This window comes from Vreelandella indica (assembly GCF_037070225.1).
Taxonomy (GTDB): domain Bacteria; phylum Pseudomonadota; class Gammaproteobacteria; order Pseudomonadales; family Halomonadaceae; genus Vreelandella; species Vreelandella arctica.
On record NZ_JBANSO010000035.1, the window covers coordinates 1 to 15047 of the forward strand.

The following is a 15047-nucleotide window of genomic DNA, read 5'->3' on the forward strand; positions in this document are numbered from 1 at the left end:
GCACGGTGGGTTTTGGCAATAACGGGCTTGCGAAAGCCAACTTGCACGGGGCGAATGATCAAAAAGTGCTCGCTGGCGGTGATAGGGAAAGTGTCGGCGCCGGCTTCACGGATTCAGGTAAATGCCTCCGCTGCAGTATCCGTTTGTGGCCGCTGCTGACTTAATCGTTGACCAAAGGCCTCGCCTCCACTTGCTAAATAACCTGACGACATACCACGCTCAATTTGTATTTGATGTATCAAGTCTCCAGCACTTTGTGCCAGCGCTGTCATGGTTTGGAGCTGTTTTAATTCCCGGACAGTGGCTTGTCTATCAAGCACACCATTGATAGCAAACCATGCTAAGGCAAGTAGAGGGAGGGCGAGCACCAAAGAAAATTTGGCATACATGGGCAGTCTGTTTAATAACGTGTTCATTGCTCAGCTTCCAATCAGCGCATATCAAAAATTAGCTATAATTTGCATGCTAGCAATTTAGCTAGCGATATGCAGCGGTAATTATTCAATACTACTTGCTTAGCCAACCATAGATTTCTCGCCATGCTAATAAACCTGACGAATGTATCAAGACGCTGAACATGACATTTTGCTTCGCTTTCCTCTATCACGCCCTGGCTTTCAGGTAATGATACGACTTAAGTGGAAGGCAAAACCTGCTCTGCGTCATTTTTTCGATGCCATATTTACTGATCCACACAGGGTACGCTTTTGTAAAATCTTGTCTGGCATAGGAAAAATGCTATCAAACTGGTTAAAAAACCAGTATAAATAAAAATATCTAGTGTCAACCTCCGTACTGACCGTACATACACCAATATTGCCTATAAGCTTGAACGGTTACGATCGTTGATAGAATAAACGCCTTGCCAGATGAAACTCGCGCAATAGAAATAATTCTCATACTCAAATTTAAAGCTCATCACCCCCGCCGTGAACGTGTTGCAATCAGCACACCCTTCACACATAGTGAACATAACCTTATAACTTTTACTAAAGAAAGCATTGTGACAGCCGATAACATCATAATTACCAAGCACGTCGTTGTGGCAGGGATCGCTACCTTTCTCATCCTCAACATAAACTGATGGGCTTTCAATGCGCACTAATTTGCCAATTACTCAGGTTGAGTACTCTTACGCTTCAGATGACCTTTTGATTTCTCGAACAAATTTGAAAGGGGAAATCACTTATGCTAACCCAGCATTTGTTGCAGTCAGCGGTTTTGAGCTTGAGGAGCTGCTGGGGGCCAATCACAACCTCGTCCGTCATCCTGATATGCCTCCAGCGGCTTTTAAAGATTTTTGGGAGACCATCCAACAGGGGAAACCTTGGTCAGGCCTAGTCAAAAACCGACGTAAAAATGGCGACCATTATTGGGTGCGCGCCAATGCAATGGCTATCCAAGAAAACGGTCACATTGTGGGTTATGCTTCTCTACGTACTAAGCCATCTGCTGCAGAAGTACAGCATGCGGAAAAGATTTACCGCGTCTGGAGTAACGGCAAGGGTAAAAATTTCACCCTGCATCGTGGTCAAATCCGTCGACGCCATCCTTTAGCATTTTTGGGCCGCTGCAAGTGGGGATCGGCTACGCTGCAAACTCGCCTTTTAGCTTTTGTTGCTAGTTTTTCGATTGGTTGGCTAACCCTTACAAACTGGACACTCTCTCATGACCTCTTTCAACTTGGGCTAGGCGTTTTGCTATTCGTTGTGGTTGCAGCACTGGGCCTAGGCTTGTGGAATAGAGTGCGCCGGATGGTTGAAACCTCACGTGAGTTTGTACTTCAAGTAGCAGCTGGCAATCTAGCAGCCGACGTTCCACCTCACCAAAATGATGACGTTGATCGGCTTGTCGATGCACTGGTCACTATGAGAAAAGGCCTCAGTGCCATCGTCAGCGATGTAAATGACGGTATCAGCAAAGTAAACCCATCTGTCGCTAGTATTCGGCAAAGTAACGAGTCTATTGCCGAGCGTAGCGATAACCTAGCCTCTTCAGTTCAAGAAACCGCAGCCAGTACTGAGCAGTTGACGGCCACTGTTAAGCAAAATGCCGAAAATGCACAACAAGCAAGCCACCTTGCAATGTCCAATATGCAGGAGGTACAGAACGCAGGCGAAAGCATGTCACAGGTAGTTCAACGCATGCGAGCCATTACCGCAAGCGCTAAACATATGGCCGATACTGTCTCTTTAATCGACTCTATAGCATTCCAAACGAATATTTTAGCCCTAAATGCGTCCGTAGAAGCAGCACGTGCAGGCATTCATGGTAAAGGGTTTGCCGTCGTTGCCAGCGAAGTACGTAGGCTTGCGAATCGTTCCTCAGAAGCCGCCAAAGAGATTCACCACTTAATCAGTACTTCTAATAGTGAAATTGCAGCAGGTGCCAATTTAGTGCAAACAACCGAGCTGGTCATCACACGTGTCATGGAAGCCAGCCAGCGGGTGACCGATATTATGAGTGAAATCAGCTCCGCCTCTTTAGAGCAAAGCAGCGGTATTTCACAAATAGGCAGCGCTATCAATGTAATGGAGCAAGGCGTTCAGCATACAGCCGATCAACTTCAGTCTACGAATACGTCAACTCAAAGGCTGGAACAAGAGGCCCATCAGCTATTGAATGCAATTCGCGCATTCCGCACCGCTCCTAGCGGCACTGAATTGACCCTTGAAATTTCAGCAGCCACTGAAAGAAACGTCGGCCTAACGCGCAAATCGTTTACGTTGCCATCCTCGATATCTATTACATCGAAGGGAGCTATGTAATGAAAATGTGTGTCCCCCCTATACCTCGTAACGAACCAGAACGCTTGAAAGCATTATGGCGTTATACCATGAACGACCGGCGTAAAGATGCGCTTCTAGAACGCATTACGTCGATGGTCGCGAAGCTTTACGATGTTCCTTATGCGCTAGTGAGTTTTGTAGACGACGAATGCCAGTGGTTCAAAAGCCACCATGGATTAACAATAAAAGAAACGCCCCGTGATATCTCTTTTTGTGCACACGCCTTGTGTGCAGAAGGAATATTCGAAATACCGGATGCTAATCAAGACGCCCGCTTTCTCGATAACCCCTTGGTGACGGGCCCTCCTCACATTCGTTACTACCTCGGTGCACCGCTGGTTTCGAGGGAAGGTTATAGCCTAGGCACGCTATGTATCTTAGATACGAAAATAAGAGCTTTCAGCGAAGCACAGCGAACACATCTAGCAACGCTGGCAGACCTAGTGGTAGAGCGCCTTGAGCTTCATCGATTGCATTGCCAAGAGCGCGTTGTAACCACATCGGGTCTTGGGCTTTGGGAATTAGATACCTCCTCAGGTACCACGTGGTGGAATGACGTCGTGTACACACTTTATGGTGTGAGCGCTGACTACCCTCATGATAAATCAAACGCTATTAGTGTTTACATGGCTGACGATCAACACCGGCTGGAAGCCGCTTTGACACAGGCTGCCGAGCAGCGGGTGCCCTTTGATCTTGAGTTACGCCTCGTGCACAAAGATAAAGAATTCCCTACATGGGTTCGCGTAACAGGAGCTCCCGTCTCAGTAGGCAAGGACATCATGCAAATAGCGGGGACCATTCAAGATATTACGCCACTCAAACAAAATGAGCGACGCTTACAACGACAACAGCGGCTTGAAAGACTGGTAAATCATTTACAGACGTCCTTTATTGCTGAACATGACTTATCCCAAGCTTTTTCCGATACCTTGGCTGAACTGGTGTCGCTAACGGAGAGTGACTCAGGCTTTATCGGTGAAGTCTTCTATGATGAAGAAAATGCACCTTTTCTAAAAACCCATGCCATTACAGATATCAGTTGGGATCAAGCTTCACGCAGACTGTTTGAAAAAGCTTCTCAAGGGGGAGTTGTATTTAGTAAACAAACGTCTCTTTTTGGATACGTATTAAAAACGGGCAAAATGTTAATTGCTAATACGCCTGACCAAGATCCACGGCGGGGCGGGCTGCCTCACGGTCACCCTCCTCTCAGTGCATTTGTTGGCATTCCAATCACCGATAATGGCAAGCTGATCGCAATGATTGGATTGGCAAACCGTCCTGGCGGATATCAGGAAGACCTTATAGATGAACTTTCTCCATTTTTACGCAACCTTGGCCAATTAATTAGTTCGTTACGTTTGCGTATTCAACATGAAGAGGCACATAAAAGACTCGAGCTGTCGGCAAGGATTTTTTCTGATAGCCAAAATGCCATTATGATCACGGATCAAGACAACCGAATCGTTGATGTGAATCGCGCCTTTGAGATTATGACTGGGTATACCCTCAGCGATGTTGTAAACCGTCAGCCCAATTTTCTCTCTTCAGGTTGTCATACCCAAGCGTTTTATAAAGACATGTGGCAATCATTGTTAAACGATGGTAGTTGGCGTGGTGAGCTTATTAACCGCCGCAAAGATGGAGAACTACTTTATGAGGCATTATCTCTTTCGTTGATCCATAACGCCCAGGGAGATGTCACCCATCACGTGGCTATTTTTTCGGACACGACGCGGCTTAAGAAGCATGCTGAAGAGCTGCACCTTGCGAGCCATTTTGACAGCCTGACTTCTTTACCTAACCGACATCAAATGCTTAACCAAGTACGTGAAGCTATCGCACACGTCCATGACGGAAACACACTAGCCATTGGTGTTTTAGACCTTGATGGCTTCGAAAAAATCAATAAACAGTTTGGCCATAAAACTGCCGACAATATTTTAATATCTGTTGCTAAACAATTACGAGACCGTGTGGGCCCCCAAGGAATCGTGGCACGAATAGGCGGCGATGAATTTGCTTTGCTACTTCCCGATATGAATGCTAAGCCAGATCAGTTGAGTACAATCATTAAAAGCTTTGTAGTTGAGCATCCGAATGAGCTTGATTCACCTGCCATATCAGTAAATGTAAGCTTAGGGATTACATTATTTCCACTTGATAATGCTGATTCAGATACGCTATTACGCCACGCAGATCAAGCCATGTATCAAGCCAAACTCCAGGGAGGAAACACGTTTGCCTTCTTTGATCCTGGCCATGAAAAAAAGTTAAAAGCACAACAAACAATGAGGGATGATATTTCTCAAGCCCTTCAAAAAGGTCAATTTGAACTATACTTCCAACCACAAATTGACGCAGCCTCTCTTAAATTGCTGGGCGTAGAGGCACTTATTCGCTGGAACCATCCACAGCGTGGTTTAGTGATGCCAGATCAATTCTTGCCTATCATCAGTGGTACTGATACTGAGTTGTCATTAGATGCCTGGGTTATGGAAACAGCTCTAGCGCAGCTGTCAGCATGGCAAAAAGAGGGCTTCAGCATTAGCGTTAGCGTTAATCTAACTCCTCAGTCACTTGTGCATAAACAGTTCATTGACATGCTGCGGGACACGTTATCCAGGCACCATGACGTACCACCAAATTTCATCTGTATTGAAGTTTTAGAGTCAGCGGCACTGGATGATTTATCCAGCGCGACCAAAATATTAAACTTATGCCGTGAGATGGGCTGCAAAGTCGCCCTTGACGACTTTGGTACAGGTTACTCATCATTAAGTTACCTTCGTAACTTGCCGATAGATTTAGTTAAAATCGACAAGTCCTTTGTGATGGGAATGCTCAAGCGCTCAGAGGACCTGACGATTGTCGAAAGCATTACCTATTTAGCCAAACGCTTTCACAAGCAAGTCGTAGCAGAGGGCGCTGAGAGCGACGCACACATTGAAACATTACAGCGAATCGGTTGTAACATTATCCAAGGCTATGGGGTGGCCAAGCCTATGCCTGCAAGCCAGCTCATATCTTGGGCAACATGTGAGCAATCTGGGAAAAGTCAGTAAAAAACAAATAACATAATTATACAAAAATCATACAAAAAAGCTGCCGAGTAAAATAAAAATTAACCTTAGGATATGCATTTTATTATCCTGCTAACATGTTTCTTTAGTCATCAACTACCTGATGTCAGGGAATATATGATCGCCCTGTAGGCATTCACCAAGCACATGATTTTCAGAATTTAAGAGTGATCACAAAAGGAATTGATATGCACAGCCACTGCTCAGATCACTTATGTAATGGCGATAAATCGGCCTATTCGCTTTCAAAACGGTGGCTTTCGAGGGTCTGTATCGCCCAATTGGATTCGGTGTCCACTTATGAACCATAGATCGACTCTTAGTTCAGGCGCCTATGAGGAACGTCGGCTTCAGGCGCTTGCAGATTACCAGATTCTCGATACGCAGAAAGACGACGCATTTGATGAAATTGTCGAGGCGGTCTCATTGATTTGCGACACTCCCATTGCGGTCGTCAATTTTATCGACCGTGATCGGCAGTGGTTTAAATCCGAAAAAGGGCTAGGTGTTCAAGAAACACCTCGCGATATCTCGATTTGTGCTCATGCTCTGCTGCAGCCAGGCGTTTTTGTTGTGCCGGATACTACGCAAGACACCCGTTTTGCTGATAATCCCTTGGTCACAGGAAAGCCTCACCTACGCTTTTATGCGGGTGCACTACTTAAAAGCCGAGATGGTTATCCGCTGGGAACGCTATGTGCACTTGATTATGAACCTCGCGAGCTGACAAAGCGCCAACGTTTTGCTCTCCAGGCATTGGCCAACCAGGTCATGGCCCATATGGAGTTGATGCGCAGCCACCGTATACAGGAAGCGCTGATTCGTGAATTACAAACCACACGTCAAGAATTAGAGCTATTATCCTCCACCGACTCATTAACAGGCTTGCTAAATCGCCGTGCTTTTGATGAACGCTTTCAACAAGAAATAGCTATGATTCAGCGTGGAGGCCCTTCTGGATCACTAATGCTGATTGACCTAGATAACTTCAAAAATATTAATGATACGTACGGACATCAGGGAGGCGATAACGTCATAGTATGCTTTATCGAGCTTTGCCGTCGGGTATTTCGTCAGTACGATGTGATTAGCCGGTGGGGCGGTGATGAATTTATGGTCATGCTGCCACGAACCAGCCCATCAGACGCTACCCATGTTGCAAGCCGTCTGCATCAGCAACTTGCTGAAACGCCTATGATCATGAACAATGGCACCTCACTTTATTGTACGGTTAGCATTGGTATTTGTGCGGTTACCAGCACTTGTACGATGGATACATGTTTATCGATGACCGATGCTTTACTTTACCAAGTCAAAGAATCGGGCCGTAACAGCACTGCGGTTCAAGCAGAAACATAAGGTAAGAGACTTGAAAGATTCTACTTTTAGCTTTCTGGAGGCCATTATAGCTATATAAGCTAAATGGCATTTTCAGCCACAATCAAAAAGAATCGAAGTCATGAATAGGTGCGGTAATCCCCCCATTTTCCTGAATTCATAGAATAACTGCAGCACTTTGGATCATACGGTAGAGGCAGGAGGGCCAGCAGCGGTACCCTCTCCGCCTTACCGACCAAAGTGAAGCAGAGTATGGGATACAGACAACTGACCCAGGCACAACGATATCAAATTTTTGCCCATAGGGATGTAGGATTGAGCCAACGTCAGATTGCTCAACAGCTTGGCATTCACAGCAGTACCGTGAGCCGTGAGCTGAGACGTAATTCGGGTGCCAAGGGATATGAACCCGCACAAGCGCAGCGTTACAGCGATCAGAGACGCCGCTCCGCCTGGAAGTGGACAAAGCAACTCCCTAGCCTGATCAATGCCGTAGCTGACAGGCTTAGAGAAGAGTGGAGTCCAGAGCAGATTAGCGGTTTTATGGCGCCGTTGACGGGGATAGGAGTTAGTCATCAATGGGTCTATTCGCTGATCTGGGACGATAAGGCCAAGGGTGGCGATTTGTGGCGACACCTCCGCCAGCCCAAGCGTCGCAGTAAACATCGTGCCCATGCCAAAAGTGCAGGACTAGGCAAGATTCCTAAGCGTGTGGGGATAGAGCATCGGCCACCTGCTATCGAAAAACGCCTCACCATCGGTCACTGGGAAGGCGACACGGTGCTTTATGGGCACAAGCAAGCGGGGATAGTGACGTTGGTAGAGCGACGAAGTGGCTACTTGTTGGCGGCACGTCTGCCAAAGGTAACGGCAGAACTAACGCAGAGAGCCATGGTCCGTTTACTTAAGCCTCGTCGGGGCGCGGTGAAGACGATCACGCTCGACAATGGCTCGGAGTTTGCAGACCACGAGACGGTCGCAAAAGCGGTTAGCGCCTCCGTGTATTTCTGTGATCCTTACTGTTCAGGCCAGCGTGGGACAAACGAGAACACCAACGGCCTGATCAGGCAGTATTTTCCGAAAGGTACAGACTTCCGGAAGGTGACTAATGCAGAGCTGCGACGCGTTGTTCACAAGCTGAACGATAGACCCAGAAAGCGGCTGAGATATCGAACCCCAGCCCAGGTGTTTTTAGGAGAATATTCAGGAGCACTAGAAACCGCAGGTGCTGCACTTATTAGTTGAATTCAGGTAACTGCGTCATCACGCCCTCATGCCGCTTGAGGCCAATTTTGGCAGAAGCACTCGCGGCTTTTCTTAACGTATTGGATCAATATACGCTTGCCGACTTGTTAGCAGATCGTACATCACAGCTCTCAACGCTGATGCGTATTCCTGCCCTCTCCGTTCACAACTAACCGCTCGGTAAGAAAATAAACGAAGGTTCGCATACGCGGCCAGCTGTTAGGACAAGCCTGGCGCCTGCCTCGACCCCCATTAAAGCCGCGTAACTGGCACTGATGCGCAGCCATGTTGATGGCTGTTACCTATACACGTGAGCTCTTCTCCTTGAACCACCAACGGCCGCTCAAGTTGCCGCCTTCAGCCACTACCTTGGGCAACGCTTCCAGATCATTTGGGTGTGTTGGCTCGCCGTGCTGGGCCAACTAAGGAGGGCTGACTTGTGTCACCTGCCGCACCTCGCCAACCAGCACGGTCAAGTGCTGACAAACTCAGGTACGTGGCCGATACACCCCGACACATCAATGCCTTCCTCTTGCAGGTTAGCAGATTCGGTGGGCATCTCGTGGAAATGGAGCCGGGACCGTGGGATATAATCCTTGCTGAACCTACACTCCAAGCAATGCTACCGCTGCCCTTCTCGATGATTTACGTGGCACTGCAATGGTTGCTAGGCTTTATCTTCCTTCGCTAAAAGCCTCCGCCCAATGCAACGCCGGAACATTAGTCAGAATCTATCCGTGCCGCCTGGTAGGTAAAACGTTACATATCAAATTGTCAGTCATTGGCATACTTCCTTCCGGTAGGAATCGCTATATCTACACTTGCTATAGTGCGTTTCTTTCAGCAGGCAAAATTGTCAAGTATCAACTCCCCACGCGAAGCTGGTTGGCCTGTGCAGTACGATCGGCGGCATGATGCGATCATGTTTTTCTGGCCACCGCCGCCATAACGATACAAGCCATTACCAGCACATAGCGCACGGGGTAGCCACTTCGAGAGCGCTTATTCTCATTGACTACATAGAAAGTAACGTTGCCCGTGCCCAGCGGTTTTGAAAAACGGTTGCCTGGACGCTTAGCTTGCCATTCCACCTTATGTTGATGTGAGGGAAGCCGCTTCTTCCATTCACTCAGCTGCTGCTTCTCAGACAGGGACGATCGCGCACTGGGTGTCAGCTCAACGACTGCTCTGATGCGAGCATCCAGACCCAGCACCCAACTCACAAAGGCCAAGCCATCATCGGCATCGCGAATCCATACATGACCGTCGGTGGCACGGTGGTAGCGGTAGAAAAAACGAAGATGCCTACGCAATTCATCCGGATGATGGCTAAACCACCACGACCAGATGGCTTGGTACATCGCATTCGCCACTGGGCGTTCCGCCAGCGAGCGCGGCATTGCCAGGCGTGGGTGGGCAAAATCATTCGGTGCTGACTGCTTACCTTTCGTCATCCGGTAGTGACGAAACGCGCTCATCCCCTGCCGCGTGCGCGCTGTTAGAACCCGCCGCGCGCAAGACGTTAGCCGCTCTGCCTCGCCTTTACACAAATTAAAGATATGCTCAACGTCGTCAAAATCGCGTTGATACAAAGCATCCAGCGCAGCGGCGACCTGCTCCAGCGATAGCTGGCTCAGACCTTGGCGCTCAAGCAGTATCTTGGCTGGCAATTCAGGATAGGGGGCTAGCGCCTGCTGAGCTACGTCTATCACAGAACATTTGGGAAAGGCCTTTTTAAGCCAACGTGGCGGTTTTCCCCCGAAACGCTCTTTCCATTTACGCAGGGTCGCCGGCTTGATTTGGAGCACGTTGGCCAAGGGTTCCAACTGAGCAATTGCGTGGCTCGGAATACAGCTCTCCATCGAGGAGGACTGCTTGTGGCAATAATGGTCAAGGAGCAGGCAGGTAAAGTGTAAGTAGCTTCGTAATGTCACATCGGGGGACGCATGCCCCATCAGCTGCGCGATAAAGTACAGCCCTGATCGCGTGGGACCCTCAGCGACCTTGTCCCAAAGAAAAGCATGATGGGAAGGCGCTGTCCAGGGTATCTCCACCCCATGAAAAGAGAGCAACAGATAATTAGCCAGTGAATGACGCAGGTGATGAAAGCGCAGACTGTAATCCCCGGTGATACGTCGCATGGCTTCGTGGATCTCTGCCTGCACCTCATCATCGTGTAGCGGTGCCACCGAACCACTCCCCTCACCGAACAGCATGACACGACCGTGAAGGGTCACCTCTTGTCGATTGGCGATGAAGGCCTTGAATGCTTCCAGCTCGCTGTCTGTCAGCAGATAATGAAGCGGAAGCTGCCGCCGTGAATCATGGCTCTTAACCCCCACATACTCGTTGTTACGAACCAGAAGAGTAACGTCAGTATCCTGCACCTCTTGATGGAGCAAGACATCATCTAGCTGAATGGAAAGTGCTTCTCCTATCCTGAGACCAGCGCGAAATCCAAGCACAAATACCCAATAGCGAATTTGCCCCATGATGTTTGACGAGCGGGAGGCCAGAAAGCTAGCTATCAGACGATACTCATCCTCTGACAGACAATTGGCATCGGCATGATGCGCGATAGTTGCCCCACCGTCAGCAAACACCATAGAGACGTTGGCCAGGCCTTGATCAATCACAAGAAAAGAATGGAATGAGCGCAACACCGTCCAACGGTAGTGGCGGTTTTTCTCGGTCTTGGCCTGTTCGACCACGAACTGATAGGCCTCAATAAGCGCATCCATCCGATCCTGATCAACCGGCGTCTCCCCCAAAGCCTGCAGAAGCGGCATGCTTACACCAAGATACTTGTACAGCGTCGACTGCTTTCGCTTCCGCTTCTGATGCAGGAACAGCAGCCAGCGACACAAGCATTCAATGATGGGAGCCATACGCTGAGAAGCAACAATGGCACTTTCCAGCTCGCGAGAAAGGTCTCGAAACCTGAGGCGTTTCTGGTTACGACGCTTATAGAGCGTATCGTGTAACGATTTCAGCAGCGCACGCCCTTCATACAACGGTTGGTCCCGCTCACAACGCTCGGTCACTATTGGCGTTAGCCCGGATCCTGCTGCTGGAAGCACATCCTCCTGCTCGGCTTTTGGCTTGGCATGCTTTACGTACCCACCGGTGAGCAGCTGATGCCAACGCTCTTCAGCAATTGACGTGCTTGGGTGTTTGCCGTGTGCGCTGTTCACGATATAAGCCGGTACATGTAAGCGAAAGGCGGTCGAGGCATGCTCGCTAAACGTCGGAAGTGACACCGGCTCAGTCTTTAAAGCGCCACAGAAATGCAGCCAAGCCGTCTGGGTATAAGTCCTCGCCTGCTGATAACCGCCACACTTCTCGCCAGGGTGGCCAAAATGCTGAATGTGGCGCATCAACACCGCTAAGGCCGACACTCCCAACAGCCAACGGCTACGTGGCAACACCCGTTTCGATTTTGGCATGCCTTCCGGTACTGTCTCATGCAGCACCAACCAGGCAGAAGCCCCGTGCACTGCCAATGTAGTGGTGGCCAATGGTAGTGAGTTCAGGTGCTTGCTGCCCAGCAGGCCGTCATTGGCAATCACACAATAAAGAAACAGCCCCCAACTGATCATTTCAGGCTCAAGCCGACGGTGTCCCTTTTTTCCATTGCCGTGCCAAAGAAGCGCCTGAAAGTCTGGCTGCTGAATCTCATGATCGGCATCCTGGCACCAGTCACGGTAATCGCTTAAATTTTTGAAGGACAAGGGCGTAAAAGGACTCGCCGCTGGCCTGACCAGGTGCAGCGGCGCTGGAACGCGCACGTCCCACCCCAACTCACGCTGCCCACGCGACAGCCCCAGTGATAAGAAGTTAACCTTGTTGCGAATTTCGACGACTGAACGGTTGTCACCGGTTTGTAGGGCTTCTTCCCACTGCTGGGCGATATCCGTCGGCACGCTGACATCCGATTCACCGCGGACAAGGCCAGGGTGCGTTTCCTGTAGCAGTTCCAGCACTGCCATTTGGTGACGACGCCTATTTAGCAGATGCTGCCGATGGCGTGCCTCGGCACCACCTGCCCCTTCCGGAACTTGTATTAGCTTCCAGCCGCTCCAAACTTCCTCGACATGATCAGTCATCCGCTAGCCCCTGCTGCACTGTCCATCCCGCTTCCCGGCGCATTTTACTGAGGACAGGCGCTAGCTCCCGAAACATTTCCACGGGGGTCAAGGTAGAGAAAGCGCCAAACGGCTCCTGCCCTTGTTGAGCGTGCCCCATAAAGGCATTAACCAGTTCGCCACGAACCCCTTCAGCACGCAAAGCACTGCGAAGATAGTGCCGACTTGCGTTGACTGGCAGCGTAAAGAGCGGTACGTGGCGCCGCAGATTCTCTGGAGAAAGCTGAACCATCTGCCAGCTGTCACTGATAAAAAACATCAGCGGCACGTCTGGCTGAGGCTCACTCAACACTGCTTCGAGGTGCTCGTAAAGAGACGCACGTTGATAAAACCGGGCCTGTAGCACTTCCAAGTGGCTCGCATACTGGCGTATTTGATCACGCAACTCCGGCAACAGCCAAACCACCCGTGCCTGACTCATCGCTTCGTCGTCCTTGTCGGAAATGGCCAGAAAACCGGACGCAAAGTCGATTTCCCGCCAGCGAAAAACCAAGTCATTGACAGCACGGTAGCCCGTCGCGAACAGTATCCAGAAAGCGATATAAGCCACGTAGTGATTATGCGTTTGTCGCCAACTCTCCTCCCCAGGCTGAAGACGCCTAGCTGCCCGCAGTTCGCCTTTCAAGTGTTTGACCAGGCGTGTCAGCAATATCGGTTTGAGGTTCAGCTTACTGCCATGGTCACCCTTGTTTTGAACGACTTGTTTGAAGGCGTAGTAATGCTTCTCTTCCACGCTAAGGTACTGATAGATGCTGTTACGCAGCGAAACAGCAGCAGCATGATAGAGTGTCTCAAGATAGCCAGCCGGCACGCTGTAATAATGTGCGGCCACATCAGCGACGGTGAAACGGTGCCCGGTCAACAGGTAAGCATCAACCCAATCGCTGGAGTGGCCGACGATCTCATCGAATAGCGCTTGACTGATCCGACGGGGTGTCAGCCGCATACGGTGGGTGCGGTTGATCTTTGAAACCGCCACCCGCATTGCCTCCTCAATGCCGCCATGACGCCATTCGGGAAACAATTCGCGATATTTTGTCCGACTTTTCCGCACCAAGCTGAGACGCGAGATAAACTTCCCCATCCGCACGGGACTGGCGACCACTACCACCTCATCCACCAATGCAGGCGTGCTCCCACCGGCTGTAAAGAGCAGTTTCTTTGCGTCGTCCTGGAGACTGTTACGCCACTCCGGCGACGGAATGGGGAGCACAAAGGCGTGCTCTTCAATCAAAAAAGCGAGTACGTCCTTGCGGTGTTTCGGTAGCTCATGTCGATGGTTATAGACCCGCATCCCCAGAATCTGCTCGACGGGACGTCCAAGCCAGATCATCAACAGCAGCAGTAAACCGGCATAGACATCTTCGTCATCACGCTTTTCAAAGCGGCCTCGGCCCGTAAATAGCTCGAAAGCTGCTTTCGCTGCCAGCGATAGCTCGACCCGACTTAAGCTGGCGTAGCGAAAAGGAAGCCTCTGGTTGGACTGGCTGATATGTTGGATACGGCTGCTCTGGCGCCGGATCAAGTCCCTTAGATCAAACCCTAATGTCGGTGATGCTTTACTTTCCGTGAAGGAAACAGCACGCAGTGTCTGGGATTCTTTGGGGTGCAAACCGGCGGCACGCTGACGGCCCTGCGCCTGCTCGTCACCGGCCGATTCCAACAGTTGCATCGACTTTTCTGGCCCCTCATTTTCCTCGTCATCCGAATCCGACACATCAACGCGCCGCTCGATCGTTCGGGCCGGGTGGCCACCCCCACCTCCACCGTCTCTCGTCTTTCCCTTATGGTCGAGTACTTTTCGAACGAGCAGCTCGATACCCGACAGCGGCTCGAGGATCTCGTCGCTCTTTAGCAAATATTGTTGACGGTAGCTTTTGAGCGTGGCGTCCATCTCAATCTCTACCAACAGCCCGAGAGACTTCTTGCCATTGCCAATCGTCCGGATATCACGACAAGCAGCGGTGATTTCGGAACCAATATGCGCTTGGTGCCGCTTTCGCTGAACGGCTGAGCACGCCATAACTACACCGGTATGCTGCCAATACGCATCATTGCCATAGCACTCAGCATCGGGGGTAAGAATCAGCATCGCCCATTCAGGGTGGTCATTGATAATGCCGCGCTGCTTCCCCGACTGATCTAACCACGTCTCTGGGCAGCTTTCGCGATCAAATCCCTTCAGCACGGCGATAATCTGGGTAATGACAGGAAGGTAATGAAAGAGGCCTTTCTCCTCCTTTTTCTCGGTCGCATCATCAAGATCCTCCCGAGTTTTTTGGCTTCTTTGAACTGCTTGTAAAGCACGGTTCAAGTTTTCCATAACTAGGAGAAGGTGGGTTAGATCATCCGGCGCTTTCAGCAGCGCAAGCAGCTTTTCTATTCTGGAAAGCTCCACGCTACTCAAAGTTGCCAATTTCTCCAAATCTGCTTGCATCACCATG

8 protein-coding genes are annotated in these 15047 nt (G+C 50.0%); 5 read left to right on the top strand and 3 right to left on the bottom strand.

Annotated elements, in window-relative coordinates:
- Positions 1-113 precede the first annotated feature (113 nt).
- Positions 114-416 carry a nitrate- and nitrite sensing domain-containing protein gene (locus tag V8L71_RS18370; protein ID WP_336275066.1) on the bottom strand — a complete coding sequence of 101 codons (303 nt, stop codon included), beginning with the start codon at positions 414-416 and terminating at the stop codon, positions 114-116.
- 678 nt (positions 417-1094) lie between these two features.
- On the opposite strand from V8L71_RS18370, the gene V8L71_RS18375 reads away from it, so the two are divergent.
- From V8L71_RS18375 to V8L71_RS18395, 5 genes are all read left to right on the top strand, one after another.
- Complete coding sequence (locus tag V8L71_RS18375) at positions 1095-2768, top strand: methyl-accepting chemotaxis protein (RefSeq protein WP_290697561.1); 1674 nt, start codon at positions 1095-1097, stop codon at positions 2766-2768.
- Positions 2768-5857, top strand: a complete 3090-nt coding sequence (locus V8L71_RS18380; protein WP_336275067.1) for a sensor domain-containing phosphodiesterase — start codon at positions 2768-2770, stop codon at positions 5855-5857. The genes V8L71_RS18375 and V8L71_RS18380 overlap by 1 nt, the downstream gene beginning before the upstream one ends.
- Before the next feature lie 318 nt (positions 5858-6175).
- On the top strand, positions 6176-7234 hold the full coding sequence (locus V8L71_RS18385; RefSeq protein ID WP_336275068.1) for a sensor domain-containing diguanylate cyclase: 1059 nt from the start codon (positions 6176-6178) through the stop codon (positions 7232-7234).
- Between the two features lie 231 nt (positions 7235-7465).
- Positions 7466-8458, top strand: a complete 993-nt coding sequence (locus tag V8L71_RS18390) for an IS30 family transposase (protein ID WP_336275069.1) — start codon at positions 7466-7468, stop codon at positions 8456-8458.
- A gap of 47 nt (positions 8459-8505) precedes the next feature.
- The gene (locus V8L71_RS18395; RefSeq protein ID WP_431313196.1) at positions 8506-8631 is read left to right on the top strand and encodes a hypothetical protein; all 126 of its coding nucleotides are present in this window, start codon (positions 8506-8508) and stop codon (positions 8629-8631) included.
- A 747-nt stretch (positions 8632-9378) separates the two neighbouring features.
- Here V8L71_RS18395 and V8L71_RS18400 read toward each other — a convergent pair.
- Both V8L71_RS18400 and V8L71_RS18405 read right to left on the bottom strand, forming a co-directional pair.
- A complete protein-coding gene (locus tag V8L71_RS18400) occupies positions 9379-12564 on the bottom strand; it encodes a tyrosine-type recombinase/integrase (RefSeq protein ID WP_336275070.1) in 3186 nt (1061 codons plus the stop codon).
- Positions 12557-15046 carry a hypothetical protein gene (locus V8L71_RS18405; RefSeq protein ID WP_336275071.1) on the bottom strand — a complete coding sequence of 830 codons (2490 nt, stop codon included), beginning with the start codon at positions 15044-15046 and terminating at the stop codon, positions 12557-12559. Before V8L71_RS18405 ends, V8L71_RS18400 begins: the two co-directional genes overlap by 8 nt.
- Position 15047: the final 1 nt, after the last annotated feature.

What these genes read in the sequence shown, in the direction of transcription:
- V8L71_RS18370 (WP_336275066.1), bottom strand. Translation starts at nt 416, where the DNA reads ATGAACACGTTATTAAACAGACTGCCCATGTATGCCAAATTTTCTTTG.
- V8L71_RS18375 (WP_290697561.1), top strand. Translation starts at nt 1,095, where the DNA reads ATGCGCACTAATTTGCCAATTACTCAGGTTGAGTACTCTTACGCTTCA.
- V8L71_RS18380 (WP_336275067.1), top strand. Translation starts at nt 2,768, where the DNA reads ATGAAAATGTGTGTCCCCCCTATACCTCGTAACGAACCAGAACGCTTG.
- V8L71_RS18385 (WP_336275068.1), top strand. Translation starts at nt 6,176, where the DNA reads ATGAACCATAGATCGACTCTTAGTTCAGGCGCCTATGAGGAACGTCGG.
- V8L71_RS18390 (WP_336275069.1), top strand. Translation starts at nt 7,466, where the DNA reads ATGGGATACAGACAACTGACCCAGGCACAACGATATCAAATTTTTGCC.
- V8L71_RS18400 (WP_336275070.1), bottom strand. Translation starts at nt 12,564, where the DNA reads ATGACTGATCATGTCGAGGAAGTTTGGAGCGGCTGGAAGCTAATACAA.
- V8L71_RS18405 (WP_336275071.1), bottom strand. Translation starts at nt 15,046, where the DNA reads ATGGTGATGCAAGCAGATTTGGAGAAATTGGCAACTTTGAGTAGCGTG.